This window comes from Micromonospora sp. U21 (genome assembly GCF_018070045.1).
Taxonomy (GTDB): domain Bacteria; phylum Actinomycetota; class Actinomycetes; order Mycobacteriales; family Micromonosporaceae; genus Micromonospora.
In genome coordinates this window covers 360,808-377,564 of record NZ_JAGPYK010000001.1, presented here as the reverse complement: position 1 = coordinate 377,564, position 16,757 = coordinate 360,808, and the positions used below count along the sequence as shown (strand labels likewise).

Here is a 16,757-nt window from a genome sequence, read left to right as displayed (position 1 = left end):
CCGGCGTCACAGCCCGCCCTGCACGCCGATCAGCGAGCCGATCAGGTAGGTGGCGGCGGCCGCGGCGGCGCCCAGTACCAGCTGGCGCAACCCGCTGGTCCACCAGGACCGGTTGGTGAACCGGGCCACCACCGCTCCGGCGGCGAACAGACCGAGCCCGCCGACGGCGAGCGCCAGCCAGAGCTCGGTGGCGCCGAACAGGTACGTCAGCAGCGGCACCAGCGCGCCCACGGAGAAGAACAGGAACGAGGAGATCGCGGCCGTCCACGGGCTGGGCTGGTCGTCGGGGTCGACGCCCAGCTCCTCGCGGACGTGCACCCGCAGCGCCTCCTCCGGGTCGCGCCGCACCGCTTCCGCGACCTGGGTGGCCAGGTCCCGCGGCAGGCCGCGGGCCACCCACGCGTCGGCCAGCTCGCGGGCCTCCGCCTCGGGGTGCCGCTCCAGCTCGCGCCGTTCCTTGGCCACCTCGGCGGCGACCTGCTCGTTGGCCGAGCGCACGCTGGTGTACTCGCCGAGTCCCATCGAGATCGCGCCGGCCACCAGGCCGGCGGAGCCGGTCAGCACGATGCTGCGCGGCGAGACCCCGCCGCCGCCGACGCCGGCGATCAGGGCGATGTTGGTGACCAGCCCGTCCATCGCGCCGAAGACGGCCGGGCGCAGCCAGCCGCCGGACACGTCCGCGTGGTGCGCCTCGCGCAGGGCCGCCGGGGTGTCGGTCACGGCAGGGTCAGGATCTCGTGGCCGTCGTCGGTCACCACGATGGTGTGCTCGAACTGCGCCGTCCACTTCCGGTCCTTGGTGACCACGGTCCATCCGTCGTCCCACATGTCGTACTGGTAGGTGCCCAGCGTGATCATCGGCTCGATGGTGAACGTCATCCCCGGTTCCATGATGTCGGTGGGCCGTGGGCTGTCGTAGTGCGGCACGTAGAGCCCGCTGTGGAAGGACTCGCCGATGCCGTGGCCGGTGAAGTCACGGACCACGCCGTAGCCGAACCGCTTGGCGTACGACTCGATGACCCGGCCCACCACGTTGATCTGCCGACCCGGGGCGACCGCGCGGATGCCGCGCATCATCGCCTCGTGGGTCCGCTCGACCAGCTGCCGGGCCTCCTCGCTGACCTCGCCGACGCAGAAGGTGGCGTCGGTGTCGCCGTGCACCCCACCGATGTACGCGGTCACGTCGACGTTGATGATGTCGCCGTCCTTCAGGACGGTGGAGTCCGGGATGCCGTGGCAGATGACCTCGTTGAGGCTGGTGCAACAGGACTTGGGGAAGCCCTTGTAGCCGAGGGTCGACGGGTACGCGTCGTGGTCGCAGAGGAACTCGTGCACCACCCGGTCGATCTCGTCGGTGGTCACGCCCGGCTTGCAGTGCTCACCGGCGAGTTGGGTCGCCTGGGCGGCCAGCCGGCTGGCGATCCGCATCTTCTCGATGGTCTCCGGCGTCTGCACGTGCGAGCCGCGCCACTCCTGGGGGCGCTTCTTGCCCACGTACTCCGGTCGGGGAATGTGGGCGGGCACCGGTCGCATCGGGGAGAGCGTGCCTGGGGTCAGCGGCGGACGGACGGTCATGCGCCAAGCCTATCGCCGGACCCGCTGGTGACCCGCGCCACGGCGGGTCCGGACCGGTTGTTGCCCTGCCAGGTCGGCTGTGCCATGGTGTCTGCGTGGATCAAGGAGGAGCACCACCTGTCTTCTCCGCCAGCGCGGAGACCGACGGTGACCACCTCCACGTGGTGGTGGCCGGCGAGGTCGACATGTCGACGGCCGACACCATGCTCCAGACCGCGCTGCGCGAGCCCGCCGAGCGGATCACCCTCGACCTGAGCGCGGTCACCTTCTTCGACTCGGCCGCCATCCACGCCCTGGTCCGGCTCGCCCAGCAGTTTCCCGGCACCCTCACCGTGCTGCCGTCCCGGCAGGTTCGTCGGGTGCTGGACATCTCCGGTCTGGGCGAGCAGAGCTGGCTGAGCCCGGCCTGAGAGGCGCGCGCTCCGCACCCTCCGTCGGGCACCTGCGGTACGCGGCGACCACCTCGCGTGGTCAGGCCTGCAACTGCCGGCGCAGCGTCACCTCGGTGCCCTCATCGGTACGCCGCACCGACAGGTCACCCAACGCCTTGATCAGAGCCAGCCCGCGCCCCCGGAACCCGGAACCGGTCGACTCCCGCCACCGCCCGCTGTCGCGCACCGTGGCGGTCACCGTGCGGTCCTCGATGGCCACCTCCACGCTGATCAACGGCTCGGCGGGGTGGACCGGGTGCTCGATGGCGTTCGCGGCGGCCTCGGAGACCGCCACGGTCAGGTCGAAGAGGTCCGTCTCGCCGACCCCGTGCGCGACCAGGAAATCCTCCAGGCGCTTGCGCAGCACGCTCAGCCGGGTCGGGTCCGCCGGCAGCCGCAACGCGAAACGGTTCAGCTCGGCCGCCTCCAGGGCGAGCACCGCCACGTCGTCGCGGCGCGGCCGCCCGGCGACCCGCTCGACCACCGCGTCGATCAGGTCCTCCACGTGCTCACCGGGGTTGGCCGCGTCGATGCGCAGCTGGGCCAGCGCGTCGTCGATGCCGAGCTGGCGGTCCTCGATCAGCCCGTCGGTGTAGAGCAGCAGCCGGCTGCCGACGGGCAGCTCCCCCTCGACCGCCCGGTACGTCGTGTCGGGAATGGCGCCGACCGGTGGGCCGAGCGCACGGTCGTGCAGGAACGCCGCGTCGCCGCCGCTGATCAGCAGTGGGGACGGGTGCCCGGCGCTGGCGTACCGCAGCCGGCCGGTACGCGAGCTGAACAGCAGGCAGACCGCGGTCGCGAAGGAGCGGCCCTCGGTGGACGTGACGAGCCGGTTGAGCCGGGTCAGCGACTCACCCGGATCGAAACCCTCCAGGACGTACGCCCGCAGCGCGTTACGCAGCTGCCCCATCGCCGCCGCGGCCCGGACTCCCTTGCCGACGACGTCACCGATGACCAGCACCAGCTCGTCGCCCTCGAGCGCGATCACGTCGTACCAGTCGCCACCGACCTCGAGGTCGGTGGTGCCGGGCAGGTAGCGGCTGGCCACCACCGCGCCGGGCAGCTGGGGCAACGACCGGGGCAGCAGGCTGTGCTGCAACGTGGTGGCGATGCGGTGCTCGGTCTCGTAGAGCTGGGCGTTCTCCAGCCGCACCCCGACCAGCCGGGCCAGCTGGGTCAGTGCGGCCTCGTCGGCCCGCGCGTCGTCGCCGGGCGGCCGCCAGACCCGCAACTCGCCGAGCCGCTCGCCGGCGGTGCCGGTCAGCTGGGCCACGAAGGACGGATCGGCTGCGGCGGCGCCCCCGGCATCCGCCTCGGACCGGGTCCCGCTCGCGGTGACCACCACCCGGGCGGCCTCGGCGAGGTTGAGCGCGTGCCGGGCGGCGACCTGGAGCACGTCGGCGGTGGACCGGGCGGTGTTCACCGCCACGGCGGCGTCGGCCAGCGCCCGGAGCCGCCGGATGATCTGCCCGCGCAGCTGGCCCAGCTCGACGTTGGCCCGGACCCGGGCGATCAGCTCCTGCCCGGAGAACGGCTTGGTGAGGTAGTCGTCGGCGCCGGCGGAGAGGCCGGCGACCGCCTCCGCGGAGCCCGCACGGGCGGAGAGCAGCACGATCGGCACGTGCCGGGTACGCGGGTCCGCGCGCAGCGCGCCGACCAGGCCGAACCCGTCCAGCCGGGGCATCATCACGTCCGCGAGCACCAGGTCGAACCCACCCTCGCGGGCCAGCGGCAGGGCCACCAGCCCATCGCTCGCGGTGACCACCTCCCAGGTCGGGGAGAGCAACCGGGTCACATGCTCGCGCAGGTCCGCGTTGTCGTCGACGACCAGGATCCGGCCGGCCGGGGTGGCCTCCGCCGGCTGGCTGCCGAACTCGGGCGTCGGCTCGGCGCCGGTCCACAACGCGGTCTCCGCCACGTAGAGCCGGGCCTGGTCGGGCTCGGCCGCCGACAGGGGGGCGAATGGCGCCACCCGGTCGGCGGGCAGGTGCGCCGATCCGAACGGGATGCTCACCGTGAACGTGCTGCCCTCGTCGATCCGGCTGGTCAGCCCGACCTCACCGCCGTGCATCTCGACCAGCTCCCGGACCAGCGCCAGGCCGATCCCGGTGCCCTCGTGGGTGCGGGCGCGGACCCCGGGCACCCGGTGGAACCGCTCGAAGACGTGCGGCAGTTCGGCCGGCACGATCCCCACGCCGGTGTCGGTCACCTCCAGCCGGGCGGCGCCCTCGACGGCCCGGACCCGGACCCGGATCTCGCCGTCGAAGGTGAACTTGAGCGCGTTCGACAGCAGATTGAGGACGATCTTCTCCCACATGTCCCGGTCGACGAAGACCGGCGCCGGCAGTGGCGGGCAGTCCACCACCAGTCGCAGCCCGGTCCGGTCGGTGGCCGAGCGGAAGGTGCTGGCCAGCCGGGCGGTGTAGCCGGCCAGGTCGGTGGGCTGGTAGCGGGCGGCCAGCCGACCGGACTCCAGCCGGGAGAAGTCCAGCACGGTGTTGACCAGCTTGAGCAGGCGCAGCGCGTTGCGGTGCATCATGGTGAGGCGGTCGGTGTAGCCGGGGGGCAGCATCGGGTCGGCCAGCAGGTCCTCCAGCGGACCGAGCACCAGCGTCAGCGGGGTCCGGAACTCGTGGCTGACGTTGGCGAAGAAGTTGGTCTTCGCCCGGTCCAGCGCGGCCAGCTCCGCGGCGCGGGCCCGCTCCTGCTCGTACGCCCGCTGCTTGCCCACCGCCCGGGAGATCTGGGCGGCGACCAGGTCGAGGAAGTTTCGGTACTCGTCGTTGAGCGGCAGCCGGCGGGCCACACCGACGACGAGCGCGCCGACCCGCTCGTTGGTCGCCGTGACGGGCAGCACGAGCGCCTGGTCGGCCGCGTCGGCCGGCGGCGGGTCGAGCAGCCCCGCCACGTCGATCGCCGCGGGCACGCCGTCGGCGGCCACCTGGGCGAGCACCTCGGGGTCGACGTCGACGGCGGACCCGCCGGTGCCGTCGGAGCCGGTCAGGGTGAACCGTCCGGCGTCGTCGGTCAGGTAGATCAACGCGAACGGTACGTCGGCCCGGTGCCGACCGAGCACCTCGGCGGCGGTCCGGCCGAGTTCAGCCGCGCTGCCCACCTCGGCCAGCTCGGCGCCCAGCTCGGCCAGCGCCCGCAGCCGGCGCTCGCCGAGAACACGGCCGGTGGTCTCGTTGACGATGCAGAAGACGCCGCTGACCGAGCCGTCGGCGCCGCGGATCGGGTCGTACGAGACGTCGAAGTAGGTCTCTTCGAGGAAGCCGTGCCGGTCCAGCAGGAAGGGGTGGTCCTCGCCCCGGTAGGAGCGCCCGGTGCGCCGTACGCCCTCCAGCAGGGGGCCCAGCACCTCCCAGGTCTCCGCCCAATGCTGCGACGCCGGTTGACCGAGCACGCCGGGGTGCTTGCCACCGATCGTCGGGCGATAGGCGTCGTTGTAGAAGGTGAGCTGGTCGTCACCCCAGAACATGGCGATCTGCGCGCTGGAGGCGAGCATCATGCCGACCGCGTTGGAGAGCGCCGGCGGCCAGGCGCCCGGGGCGCCCACCGGTGTCGAGGACCAGTCGAGGCTGCTCAGTCGCTCGCCCAACTCTCCGCCGGCCGCGAACGCGGACGCCAGCATCGGGGGGAGCTCCGCGCCGGCCGCGAAGGGATCCTCCGCGTCCGCGCCCCCCTGGGCCGAGCTCATACAGCCTCCCGCTCCGGCCGTGCCCCAGCCGTTGATCTCCGCGTACCGTGTCCCGAGCTGTACCCCGGCGGACCAGCGACGTAACACATGACGCCGCCCGGACGCTGGTTGTCTGCGCCGGACCGTCGGGCACCCGACAGTGGGGTGGTAGCAGCGTGGGAGCGACCTCTGGTGGAGCGCCCCGGCGGCTCAGAAGACAGGCAGCCCGTCGATGCTCGCCGCGTTCCTGGTGGCCCGGTAGACCACCAGGTCGTCGGCGGTACGGCGCGCGTGTGAGCTGAGCAACAGGCCGCGTTCCTCGCGGTAGTCCATCAGCGGCACCGCGTACCCGCAGGAGTCGCTGACCCGGTCCACCTCGACAGTGATCACGGCCCGCACGCCATGCACGTCCGGCGGTTCGGGAAAGTCGGCGAGCCGGTCGGCGAACGCCTCCTCGGTCACCACGACGCTGCTGCCCCGGCCGTGCAACCGGACGATCTTCGGCGGCCCGTCGAAGGCACAGAACATCAGCGTGATCCGGCCGTTGTCCCGCAGGTGGGCGATGGTCTCCGCGCCGCTGCCGTGATAGTCCAGGTAGGACACCCGGTGCGGACCGAGGATCACGAAGGTGCCCCGCATGCCCTTCGGCGAGACGTTGACGTGCCCCTCGGCACCCGACGGCGCGGTGGCCACGAAGAAGACCGGCTGGGCCGCGATGAAGTCGCGCAGCCGACCGTCGATCTCCGGATAGACCTTCCCCATGTGCCGATCCTCCCACCGGCCACCACGACCGGTGGGTGCGACGTACGTCACGTCGCATGGGGTCGCACCGACCGCACGGCGTCGTCGGGCGCGCTGACGGGCGGCCCGGACGGTCGCTGGCGGGCGGCCCGGACCAGCGCGGTGATCGGGCGGGGATCCGGTTCGTTCTCCGGATGCCACTGCACACCGAGCACGAACGGCCGGCCCGGATCCTCGACCGCCTCGATCACACCGTCCTCCGCCCAGCCGCTGACCGCGAGCCGCCCGGGGTCGGCAACCGCCTGATGGTGGTACGAGTTGACCCGGTCCACCCCGGCCGACACCGTCGCGGCCAGGCTGCCCGGCGCGAACCGCACCGGGTGCGCGCCGTAGACGCCCGGCGCCGGGCGGTGCGCCTCGTGACCGATCACGTCCGGCAGGTGCTGGTGCAGGGTGCCGCCGTAGGCGACGGCGAGTAGCTGCATCCCCCGGCAGACGCCCAGCACCGGCAGCTCAGCGGTGAGCGCCGCGGCCAGCAGGGTCAGCTCGCCGTCGTCGCGGTCGGGCCGGTCCTCGGTCCTGGGGTCGGGCGGCTGGCCGTACCGCCCCGGGCCGACATCCGCGCCACCGGCCAGCAGCAGCCCGTCCAGGACGGCCAGCACGTCGCCGTCCTCGTCGTCCGGCGGCAGCACCACCGCCCGACCGCCGGCGACGGTCACCGCCCGCACGTACGCCTCGGGCACCAGCACCGCCCGCACGCCCCGCCAGACCGCCCAGTCGGCTGGCTCGACGTACGCGCTGATCCCGATCAGCGGCCTCATAGGGGAGTGACGTACGCGCCGGTGATGCCGCCGTCGACCACGAGCTGCGCGGCGGTCATGAACGAGGCGTCGTCGCTGGCCAGGAACGCCACCGCGGCGGCGATCTCCTCCGGTTGCCCGAACCGGCCCATCGGCACGTGCACCAGCCGGCGGGCGGCCCGCTCGGGGTCGGCGGCGAAGAGTTCCAGCAACAGCGGGGTGGCCACCGGGCCGGGGCAGAGCGCGTTGACCCGGATGCCCTCGCGGGCGAACTGCACGCCCAGCTCCCGCGTCATCGCCAGCACTCCACCCTTGCTCGCGGTGTACGCGATCTGCGACGTCGCCGCGCCCATCAGCGCCACGAACGAGGCCGTGTTGATGATCGAGCCCTTGCCCTGGCGGCGCATGTGCGGGATGGCGTACTTGCAGCAGAGGTAGACGCTCGTGGTGTTGACCCGCAGCACCCGTTCCCAGGCGTCCAGGCCGGTAGCCAGGATGGAGTCGTCGTCCGGCGGGGAGATGCCGGCGTTGTTGAACGCGATGTCGACCCGCCCGTGCCGATCGGCCACCCCGTCGAAGAGGTCGCGCACCGCCGACTCGTCGGCGACGTCGGTGGCCACGAACTCGCCGCCGCACTCCTCGGCGGCCCGCTCGCCGGCCGACGAGTCGATGTCCACGCAGACCACCCGGGCGCCTTCGGCGGCGAACCGCCAGACGGTGGCCAACCCGATGCCGCTGCCCGCTCCGGTGATCACGGCCACCCGGTCCCGCAACCGACCCTGCATAGCCGTCACTCCTCTGTCGCGATGAACAGGTTCTTGACATCGGTGAAGGCGTGCAGCGCGTCCGGACCGAGCTCCCGGCCCAGCCCGGAGCGCTTCATCCCACCGAACGGGGTCCAGTAACGCACCGAGGAGTGCGAGTTGACGCTGAGGTTGCCGGCGTCGACGGCGCGGGCGAGCCGGAGCGCGCGGCCCACGTCCCGGGTCCAGATGGAGCCGGAGAGGCCGTACTCGGTGTCGTTGGCGAGCCGGATCGCGTCGGCCTCGTCGTCGAACGGGAGCACCGACACCACCGGGCCGAAGATCTCCTCCCGCCAGTGCCGGTCGGCCGGCGAGCCGGCCAGCAGCACCGTGGGGGCGTGCCAGAAGCCGGGACCGTCGGGGCAGGAGCCGGTGAACGCCACCCGGGTGGAGGACCCGGCCACGTAGGCGGCGACCCGGTCCCGTTGGCCGGCGGAGATCAGTGGGCCCATCTCGGCGGTGTCCCGGGCCGGGTCCTCCACCCGCACCGCGCGGACCGCCGGTTCGAGAAGTTCCAGGAAGCGGTCGTACACCGGGCGCTGGACCAGGATCCGGGACCGGGCGCAGCAGTCCTGGCCGGCGTTGTCGAACACCGCGCCGGGCGCGGTCGCGGCGGCGCATTCCAGGTCGGCGTCGGCGAACACGATGTTGGCGCTCTTGCCGCCCAGCTCCAGCGTCAGCCGCTTCACCTGGGTCGCGCAGCCGGCCATGATCCGGGTGCCGACCTCGGTGGAGCCGGTGAAGCAGATCTTGCGGACCGCCGGGTGGCTGACGAACCGCTCCCCCACCACCGCGCCCTCGCCTGGGACGACCGTGAACACGTCGTCGGGCAGGCCGGCCTCGCGGGCCAGCTCGGCGAGGCGCAGCGCGGTGAGCGGGGTCAGCTCGGCGGGTTTGAGCACCACGGTGTTACCGGCGGCGAGGGCCGGGACGAACCCCCAGGCGGCGATCGGCATCGGAAAGTTCCACGGCACGATCACCCCGACCACGCCGAGCGGCTCGTGGAAGGTGACGTCCAGCCCGCCGGGCACCGGGATCTGCCGCCCGGTCAGCCGCTCCGGCGCGCCCGCGTAGTAGTCCAGCACGTCCCGGACGTTGCCGGCTTCCCAGCGGGCGTTGCCGATGGTGTGCCCGGAGTTGCGGACCTCCAGTGTGGCGAGCTCGTCCAGGTGCGCGTCGACCACGGCGGCGAACCGTCGCAGCATCCGGGCCCGATCCCCCGGCGCCACCGCCCGCCACGCCTCGAACGCCGCAGCCGCCCGCGAGATCACCGCGTCGACCTCCCCCACCGAGGCCCCCGGCACGTCCCGGAAACTCTCCCCGGAAGCCGGATCCACCACCAGAGTCACGTGTCCCACCCCGAGCCCTGGTCGATCATGGAGTTGTGGTGCCGCACGGAAGCCGCGATCACCCGCATTCCGCCCACCACAAGTCCATGATCGACGCAGTGGATGGGGTCACAGGCGCTCGAAGCCACGGGTCAGCTCCCAGTCGGTCACGGCGGCGTCGAAGGCGGCGATCTCCACCCGGGCCTGGTTGGCGTAGTGGGCGACCACCTCGGGGCCGAAGGCGTCCGCGGCGGCGCTGGAGGACTCCCAGAGGGTCAGGGCGTCCCGCAGGGTGCCGGGCACCCGCTCGGCCTCCGGGTCGTCGTACGCGTTGCCGGTGCACTCCGGGCCCAGCTCCAGCTCCCGCTCGATGCCGTGCAGCGCGCCGGCGACCAGCCCGGCGATCGCCAGGTACGGGTTGACGTCGGCACCGGGAACGCGGTTCTCCACCCGCATGCCCTGCCCGTGCCCGACCACCCGCAGCGCACAGGTACGGTTGTCCACTCCCCAGCGCAGCGCGGTGGGGGCGAACGACCCCGGCTGGTAGCGCTTGTAGGAGTTGATGTTCGGGGCGAAGAGCAGGCTGAACTCCCGCATCGTGGCCAGCAGCCCGGCGAGCACCCGCTGCCCGGTCTCCGACAGGTGGGCGGGCCCGTCGCCGAGCATCGCCGAGGCGCCAGTGGTGTCGCGCAGCGAGAAGTGGATGTGGCAGGAGTTGCCCTCCCGCGCGTTCGGCTTGGCCATGAAGGTGATCGCCATGCCCTCCTGGGCGGCGATCTCCTTGGCCCCGTTCTTGTAGATCACGTGGTGGTCGGCGCAGGCCACCGCCTCGTCGTATCGGAAGGCGATCTCGTGCTGGCCGAGGTTGCACTCACCCTTGGCGCTCTCCGGGGTCAGCCCGGCGCCGGCCATCTCGGTGCGGATCCGGCGCAGCAGCGGCTCCACCCGGGCGGTGCCGAGCAGCGAGTAGTCCACGTTGTACTGGTTGGCCGGGGTGAGGTCGCGGTAGCCGCGCCGCCAGGCGTCCTCGTACGAGTCGCGGAACAGCACGAACTCCAGCTCGGTGCCGGCGTACGCGGTCAGCCCGTGTTCGGCCAGCCGGCCCAGCTGTCGGCGCAGGATCTGCCGGGGGGAGGCGACCACGTCACCGGAGCCGTCCAGCCAGGTCAGGTCGGCCAGCAGCAGCGCGGAGCCCGGCTGCCAGGGCATCCGGCGCAGCGTGCTGAGATCCGGCACCATCGCGAAGTCGCCGTAGCCGCGCTCCCAGCTCGACATCGCGTACCCGTCGACGGTGTTCATGTCGACGTCGACGGCGAGCAGGTAGTTGCACCCCTCGCTGCCGTGCTCGACAACCTGATCGAGGAAGAAGGGCGCGTGGAACCGTTTGCCCTGCAGGCGGCCCTGCATGTCGACCAGGGCCAGCACGACGGTGTCGATCTCATCCGCCTGGACGGCGACCCGCAACTCTTCCAGCGTGAACGGCGTTCTGCTCATCAGCGGGCCTCCATCACAAGGTCTACTGGCAATCCGGATCACCGTCAATGCCCCCGGCGCGATCGGCGGCAAACCACGCGAGGAGCGCTCATGCGTCTTCGAGTCATCCTGGCCGTCGCCGTCCTCGCCGTGGAGCTGGGCACGACGGCGAGCGCCCAGGCGGGCGTGCGGCCGGAGCACGGATCGGTCACCACGTTGGGCTCCGGCGACTTCGACTTCGCTGAGCCGCAGGTCGTCGCGACCGGGCTCGAAGCCCCCTGGGGGCTCGGCTTCCTGCCCGACGGCAGCGCCCTCGTCGCCCAACGCGACCGGGGCACCGTGCTGCGGCTGCGACCGGGCCGCCCACCCGTGCAGGTCGCCCGGATCGCAGGCGTGGTCGCCGGCGGCGAGGCGGGTCTGCTCGGCCTGGCCGTCTCGCCCCGGTACCTGCTGGACCGGTGGGTCTACGTCTGCTTCACCACCGCCTCGGACATCCGGATCGTGCGGTTCCGGCTGAGCGCGCCGCAGTCCCAGCAGGTGATCCTCAGCGGCCTGGCGCGGGCGTCGGTCCACGACGGTGGCCGGATCGCCTTCGGTCCGGACGGGATGCTCTACGCCGGCATCGGCGATGCCGGCGTTCCCGCCAGCGCGCAGAACCTGGCCAGCCGGAACGGCAAGATCCTGCGGATCCGGCCGAACGGCGGCGTTCCGGCCGACAACCCGTTTCCCGGATCGCCGGTGTACAGCTACGGCCACCGCAACGTGCAGGGTCTGACCTGGGACGCGCGCGGCCGACTGTTCGCCACCGAGTTCGGCCAGAACACGTGGGACGAGGTGAACCTCATCGTCCCGGGCGGCAACTACGGCTGGCCGATCGTGGAGGGCCGCAGCACCGACACCCGGTTCCGTGATCCGGTCGTCGTCTGGGCCCCCGCCGAGGCGTCCCCGAGCGGCGCCGCGTTCGCCAACGGCACCCTGTTCGTCGCCGCGCTGCGCGGGGCCCGGCTGTGGGCCGTGCCGGTGAGCCCCTCCGGTCAGGTCGGCACGCCGTCCGCCGAGCTCGTGGGTGCCTACGGCCGTCTCCGTACCGTCGAGAGGGCGCCGGACGGCTCGCTCTGGGTGGCCACCAGCAACCGCGACGGCCGGGGCACGCCGACGGCGGCCGACGACCGCGTCCTCCGCTTCACGACCGGCGAGCGGCAACCACCGCCCGCCGGTCGCGTCGGATTCCACGCCGACCCTGCGCAGCCCTGATCCGCCGGTAGGCGCGGGTCAGCCGGGCCCGTCGACCGGCGCCGGGTCGGGTGCCGGCGCCGGGTCGTCGACGGTACGCACCGGGCCGGCGAACCACTTCCGGGCCGAGGCGTACCACCAGACGGCGACCACCAGCAGCACCCCGCCCACGGCCAGCGGCGCGTAGTTCACCGCCGACCAGGTGAACCCGTCGTTGCCGGGCACCCCGGCGGGCACGATCGGCAGCACGAAGTAGACGGCGATGACCGCGATCTCGATCACCGCGATCCAGCCGAGCAGCTTGTACTTCCGCCCGAGCGTCCACGGCCCGGGGACGAACCGGTCGCCCATCCGCAGGCGCAGCGCGATCGGGATGAGGAAGGACAGGTAGAGCCCGAGCACCGCGACGGAGACCACGGCGTAGAAGGCGACCGGGATGCCGGCTGAGCTCTCGTAGAGCGCCGGCAGGGTGAGCACCAGGCCGGCCAGCGTGGCGCCGATGATCGCGTTGACCGGGGTGCCGTTGCGATCCACCCGGGACCAGAGTCGCCAGCCCGGCACGGCGCGGTCGCGGCTGAACGCGTACGCCATCCGGCTCATCGAGGTCACGCAGCTCATCCCGCAGAAGAACTGCCCGATGGTGGAGATGATGATGACGACCTTGAAGAAGACCGGGGTGAGCGCGGACTCGAAGATCGCGCCGGAGAAGCCGCCGGCGGCGTTGATCGCCTCGACGTCGGTGGCCGCGAAGAGGAACGCCAGCAGCAGGATCCAGCCGCCGATCGCGGAATAGAAGATCGACTGCCAGAGCCCGCGGGCGGCGGCCTGCGAGGCGCCCCGGGTCTCCTCGGAGACGTGCGCGCAGGCGTCGAAGCCGGTGATCGTGTACTGGGTGAGCAGGAAGCCCAGCGGCAGCACGTAGAACCAGAAGGTCAGCCCGCCGGTGTCCCCGTCACCGAAGCCGGAGTTGTTGAACCGCTCGGTGAACACGAACTGGAAGCTCTGGTGGTTGTCCGGAACGAGGACCAGGATGGCCACCACGGCGGCCGCCCCGGCCACGTGCCACCAGACGGAGACGTTCTGCAGCACGTCGATGATCCGGTGCCCGAAGATGTTGATCAGGCCGTGCAACACCAGGATGATCACGAAGAGGAAGAACGCCTGGCGCAGCGTGCCGGCCCAGCCGTCGAAGAGCGCCGACAGGGTGAGGTTGAGGAAGGTCGCGCAGCCGTAGTCGACCGAGGCGGTGACCGCGACCAGGCCGATCAGGTTCAACCAGCCGGTGAACCAGCCGTGCACCGGACGGCCCATGGTCGCGGCCCACCAGTAGATCCCGCCGGCGGTCGGGTACGCCGACACCAGTTCCGCCAGGCAGAAGCCGATGATCAGGATGAACAGCGAGATCAGCGGCCAGCCCCAGGAGATGGCGACCGGTCCGCCGTTGTTCCACGCCTGCCCGAAGGTGGTGAAACAGCCGGCCAGGATCGAGATGATGGAGAACGAGATGGCGAAGTTGGAGAAGCCGCTCCACTTGCGGCGCAGCTCCTGTTTGTAGCCGAGTTCGGCGAGCCGTCGGGCGTCGTCGTCCATCGGGTGCTCGGCGGTCGGCACGGGCGTCGTGGCCACTGCACACCTCCCTGAGGTGATTCCGCGTACGAGTGCGCAAAGTGTCGTCCCGCCGATCAAGGTGGTCAATACGATGACCGTGGGAATCTCACCGTCGCCGCGGCTAATTGCGTTGCCGTGCGGCCGGCCCGCCCGCATCCTTGACCTCGTGACCAGGCCCGCTCGCGACGGGCCGACCCCCGGGCGCTCGGACCGCCCGGCACCGCGGCGGCGCGGGGCACAGCCTCTCTCTCACGTACGGCGCACTCCGCCGTACCCGACAGATGCCCCGCGCCGCCCACTCACCCCGAATGGACCTGAGTAACGCCCTGTTGTTCGTCCGGATCGGCCAACCCGGATCGGCGGGGCGATCGAACGCGGCCGCGCGCCAAGAACGAGGCTCACCGATCCGCGCCTACCCGTCAGGTCAGGAGCAGGCCGGCCACCCAGAGCGTGGCGACCACGAGGCCGGCGCCGAACTCGACCAGCATGGACAGGCCGACGGCCTTGACTGCCTGCTTCGTGGACGGCCACGCCAGCCGGGAGTCGCCCAGCCGCAGCCGCTCCGCGATCCACACCCCGAGGACGAAGCCGAGCACCAATCCGACCACCGGGATCACGAAGAAGCCCACCAGCCCGAGCAGCCCGCCGGCGAGCAGCGACGACGTCGGCACGCCGGTGCGTTTCAGGTTCCGCCCGGGCCAGGCGTACTTGATCACCGTGCCGCCGGCGGCGACGAGCGTCGCGGCGGCGAGCACCGCCCACCGGCCGGCGCCGGCCCCACCGAACAGCGCCCAGACCAGCACACCGCCCCAGCACAGTGGCAGCGCCGGCAGGCCGGGCACCACCACGCCGGCCAAGCCGGCGAGAATGGCCAGCCCGGCGAGCACGGTGACCGCCGCCTCGGTGTCGCTCACGCTCATCGCGTCGCCTCTCCGCCGCGCAGCCGGTCGGTGATCCGATCCGCCGGCGCCGGGCCGCCGAAGTACCGCCCCTGCCCGGTGTCGCACCGCAGCGCCCGCAGCCGCTCCGCCTGCACAGCGGTCTCCACCGCCTCGGCGGTGACCCACAGCTCCAGCGCGTGCGCCAGCCGGACCAGCGCGTCGACGATCCGCTCGTCTCGGTGGTCGGCGACCGCGTCCGTCCCGTCGGCGCGGATGCCCTCGACGAACGGGCCGGCCAGTTTCAGGCAGTGGATCGGCAGCCGCCGCAGGTACGCCAGGTTCGAGTACCCGGTTCCGAAGTCATCCACCGCCAGCCGGACGCCCAGCGCGGCGAGCCGGTGCAGGCTGCGCAGCGGCTCGCCCGCGCTACCCATCACGGCGCTCTCGGTCAGCTCCAGTTGCAGCAGCTCCGCAGGCAGCCCGCTGGTGGCCAGCGCGTCGGCCACCGTCCCCACGATCGCCGGGTCGTCGGCCTGCCGGGCGGCCAGGTTGACGCTGACCACCAACCGGGCGTCGGGGAACTCCCGCCACCACCGCTCGGCGTCGCGGCAGGCCCGCCGCAGCACCCACTCGCCGAGCCGGACGATCAGGCCGGTCTCCTCGGCCAGGCCGATGAACCGGTCCGGCCCGATCAGGCCCAGCTCCGGGTGCTCCCAACGGACCAGCGCCTCCACCGCGAGCATGCTGCCCTCCAGCAGCGACACGATCGGCTGGTAGTGCAGCACGAACTCGCCCCGGTCCAGCGCCGCGGGGAGCCCGGCGACCAGCGCCGACCGGGCGATGTCCCGGGCGCTGCGCTCCGGGTCGTAGACCGCCCACCGGCCCCTGCCCGCCGCCTTGGCCCAGTAGAGCGTGGTGTCGGCGGCCTTCATCAGCTCCGAGGCGGTCGTCGCGGCGGCGGGGCACTCCACGATGCCCACGCTGGCCGACACGGCCAGTTGCTGGTCATCCACGTGCACCGGGGCGGCGACGGCGGCCAACGCGGCCTCCGCCACGGCCACCGCGTCGTCGAGGTCGTCCCCGCCGTCGACCAGGATGACGAACTCGTCGCCACCCATCCGGGCGACCAGGTGGCCGTGGTCGGCCACGCACTCGGCCAGCCGCCGGCCGATCATCACCAACAGCCGGTCGCCGAGGTCGTGACCGAGGCTGTCGTTGATCGCCTTGAAGCCGTCCAGGTCGAGGAAGCACACCCCGACCCGCCGCCCGGGCCCGGCGGTGTCGAGGACCCGGCCCAACGTCTCGAAGAACAGCGTCCGGTTGGGCAGCCCGGTCAGCGGGTCGTGCAACGCCTGGAAGCGCAGCCGCTGCTGGAGTTCGTACCGCTCGGTGATGTCCTCGATCATCGCGACGGTGAACCGGGGCCGGCCGTCGTCGTGCCGGATCAGCGAGACGGCCAGATCCGTCCAGACCACGCTGCCGTCCTTGCGGTGGTAGCGCTTCTCCACCCGCGCCGAATCCTGCTTGCCCTCGGTCAGCTGCTGGTACAGCTCCCACATCCCGGCGGCGTCGTCGGCGTGGAACAACGCCGACACGTTGGTCTCACACAGCTCGGCGATCGAGTAGCCGAGCATGTCGGCGAACGCCTGGTTGACGTCGATGATCCGGCCGTCCACCCCGGCGATGCCGATCCCGATCGCGGCGCCGGTGAAGACCGCCCGGAACCGCGCCTCGCTGTCGCGCAGCGCCTGCTCGACCTCGTCCCGCGCCTGCCAGGCCGACCGGGCGATCCGCTCCTGCTGGCTGAAGGTGCGGTCGCGCAGCGCACGGGCGAACCCGGCGGCCAGGCCGCCCTGCACCGCCGCGATCCGCTCGGTCAGGTCCGCCGGCCCGTCGTCGGCGGCCAGCACCCGGCGGGGGAAATCCTCACCGAGGGCACGCAGTGACCACTCGAGCGCCCGGGGCTCGGTGAGGTGCGCCTCCACCAGGGCCCGCCCGACCTCCTCGGCGGGGCGGGCGGAGAACGGGTCGGCCCGTACCGCCTGAGCCAGCCGGACGGTGTGCACCAGCAGCAGCCGCTCGGTCTCGGCCGCGCTGAGCGGCACGAAACCGAGGCGGCGTACCGCGCGGGCCCAGTCGGCGGCGTAGCCCTGGGCGTCGCCCCGGCCGGCGTCGCCCCCGGTCCGATCCGGGACGGCGGCCACGG

At 72.5% G+C, this 16,757-nt stretch carries 13 protein-coding genes; 2 read left to right on the top strand and 11 right to left on the bottom strand.

Annotated features, from left to right (window positions below):
- Positions 1-6: 6 nt before the first annotated feature.
- The gene (locus KBX63_RS01820) at positions 7-720 is read right to left on the bottom strand and encodes a VIT1/CCC1 transporter family protein (RefSeq protein WP_210907131.1); all 714 of its coding nucleotides are present in this window, start codon (positions 718-720) and stop codon (positions 7-9) included.
- On the bottom strand, positions 717-1,574 hold the full coding sequence (gene map, locus KBX63_RS01815; protein WP_210907129.1) for a type I methionyl aminopeptidase: 858 nt from the start codon (positions 1,572-1,574) through the stop codon (positions 717-719). Before map ends, KBX63_RS01820 begins: the two co-directional genes overlap by 4 nt.
- A gap of 95 nt (positions 1,575-1,669) precedes the next feature.
- On the opposite strand from map, the gene KBX63_RS01810 reads away from it, so the two are divergent.
- The gene (locus KBX63_RS01810; RefSeq protein WP_210907127.1) at positions 1,670-1,984 is read left to right on the top strand and encodes an STAS domain-containing protein; all 315 of its coding nucleotides are present in this window, start codon (positions 1,670-1,672) and stop codon (positions 1,982-1,984) included.
- A 61-nt stretch (positions 1,985-2,045) separates the two neighbouring features.
- On the opposite strand, the gene KBX63_RS01805 is transcribed toward KBX63_RS01810, so the two are convergent.
- The 6 genes from KBX63_RS01805 to KBX63_RS01780 all read right to left on the bottom strand — a co-directional run bounded on the left by KBX63_RS01805 (position 2,046) and on the right by KBX63_RS01780 (position 10,850).
- The gene (locus tag KBX63_RS01805) at positions 2,046-5,705 is read right to left on the bottom strand and encodes a SpoIIE family protein phosphatase (protein ID WP_210907125.1); all 3,660 of its coding nucleotides are present in this window, start codon (positions 5,703-5,705) and stop codon (positions 2,046-2,048) included.
- Between the two features lie 189 nt (positions 5,706-5,894).
- Entirely contained in the window at positions 5,895-6,446 is a 552-nt protein-coding gene (locus tag KBX63_RS01800; protein ID WP_210907123.1) for a pyridoxamine 5'-phosphate oxidase family protein, read from the bottom strand.
- 47 nt (positions 6,447-6,493) lie between these two features.
- Positions 6,494-7,246, bottom strand: coding sequence for a gamma-glutamyl-gamma-aminobutyrate hydrolase family protein (locus KBX63_RS01795; RefSeq protein ID WP_210907116.1), 753 nt, complete (start codon positions 7,244-7,246; stop codon positions 6,494-6,496).
- Positions 7,243-8,010: a 3-oxoacyl-ACP reductase gene (locus tag KBX63_RS01790; RefSeq protein ID WP_210907114.1), complete on the bottom strand. Its 768-nt coding sequence runs from the start codon at positions 8,008-8,010 to the stop codon at positions 7,243-7,245. The genes KBX63_RS01795 and KBX63_RS01790 overlap by 4 nt, the downstream gene beginning before the upstream one ends.
- A gap of 5 nt (positions 8,011-8,015) precedes the next feature.
- Positions 8,016-9,377 carry an aldehyde dehydrogenase gene (locus tag KBX63_RS01785; protein ID WP_210907112.1) on the bottom strand — a complete coding sequence of 454 codons (1,362 nt, stop codon included), beginning with the start codon at positions 9,375-9,377 and terminating at the stop codon, positions 8,016-8,018.
- Positions 9,378-9,485: 108 nt separating this feature from the next.
- On the bottom strand, positions 9,486-10,850 hold the full coding sequence (locus KBX63_RS01780) for a glutamine synthetase family protein (RefSeq protein WP_305798319.1): 1,365 nt from the start codon (positions 10,848-10,850) through the stop codon (positions 9,486-9,488).
- 90 nt (positions 10,851-10,940) lie between these two features.
- Between KBX63_RS01780 and KBX63_RS01775 the strand changes: the two genes are divergently transcribed.
- The gene (locus tag KBX63_RS01775) at positions 10,941-12,083 is read left to right on the top strand and encodes a sorbosone dehydrogenase family protein (RefSeq protein WP_210907104.1); all 1,143 of its coding nucleotides are present in this window, start codon (positions 10,941-10,943) and stop codon (positions 12,081-12,083) included.
- An 18-nt stretch (positions 12,084-12,101) separates the two neighbouring features.
- Here the strand turns inward: KBX63_RS01775 and KBX63_RS01770 are convergent, their stop codons facing one another.
- The 3 genes from KBX63_RS01770 to KBX63_RS01760 form a co-directional block, all read right to left on the bottom strand.
- Entirely contained in the window at positions 12,102-13,688 is a 1,587-nt protein-coding gene (locus tag KBX63_RS01770) for an amino acid permease (protein WP_210907102.1), read from the bottom strand.
- Between the two features lie 401 nt (positions 13,689-14,089).
- Positions 14,090-14,590 (bottom strand): DUF456 domain-containing protein, encoded by a 501-nt coding sequence (locus KBX63_RS01765; protein WP_210907100.1) that lies wholly within the window; start codon positions 14,588-14,590, stop codon positions 14,090-14,092.
- On the bottom strand, positions 14,587-16,755 hold the full coding sequence (locus KBX63_RS01760) for a bifunctional diguanylate cyclase/phosphodiesterase (protein WP_210907092.1): 2,169 nt from the start codon (positions 16,753-16,755) through the stop codon (positions 14,587-14,589). Before KBX63_RS01760 ends, KBX63_RS01765 begins: the two co-directional genes overlap by 4 nt.
- Between the last annotated feature and the right edge of the window lie 2 nt (positions 16,756-16,757).

Excerpts from the sequence above, each read along its gene's own strand:
- KBX63_RS01775 (WP_210907104.1), top strand. The coding sequence starts at position 10,941 with ATGCGTCTTCGAGTCATCCTGGCCGTCGCCGTCCTCGCCGTGGAGCTG.
- map (WP_210907129.1), bottom strand. The coding sequence starts at position 1,574 with ATGACCGTCCGTCCGCCGCTGACCCCAGGCACGCTCTCCCCGATGCGA.
- KBX63_RS01790 (WP_210907114.1), bottom strand. The coding sequence starts at position 8,010 with ATGCAGGGTCGGTTGCGGGACCGGGTGGCCGTGATCACCGGAGCGGGC.
- KBX63_RS01805 (WP_210907125.1), bottom strand. The coding sequence starts at position 5,705 with ATGAGCTCGGCCCAGGGGGGCGCGGACGCGGAGGATCCCTTCGCGGCC.
- KBX63_RS01795 (WP_210907116.1), bottom strand. The coding sequence starts at position 7,246 with ATGAGGCCGCTGATCGGGATCAGCGCGTACGTCGAGCCAGCCGACTGG.
- KBX63_RS01780 (WP_305798319.1), bottom strand. The coding sequence starts at position 10,850 with ATGAGCAGAACGCCGTTCACGCTGGAAGAGTTGCGGGTCGCCGTCCAG.
- KBX63_RS01765 (WP_210907100.1), bottom strand. The coding sequence starts at position 14,590 with ATGAGCGTGAGCGACACCGAGGCGGCGGTCACCGTGCTCGCCGGGCTG.
- KBX63_RS01800 (WP_210907123.1), bottom strand. The coding sequence starts at position 6,446 with ATGGGGAAGGTCTATCCGGAGATCGACGGTCGGCTGCGCGACTTCATC.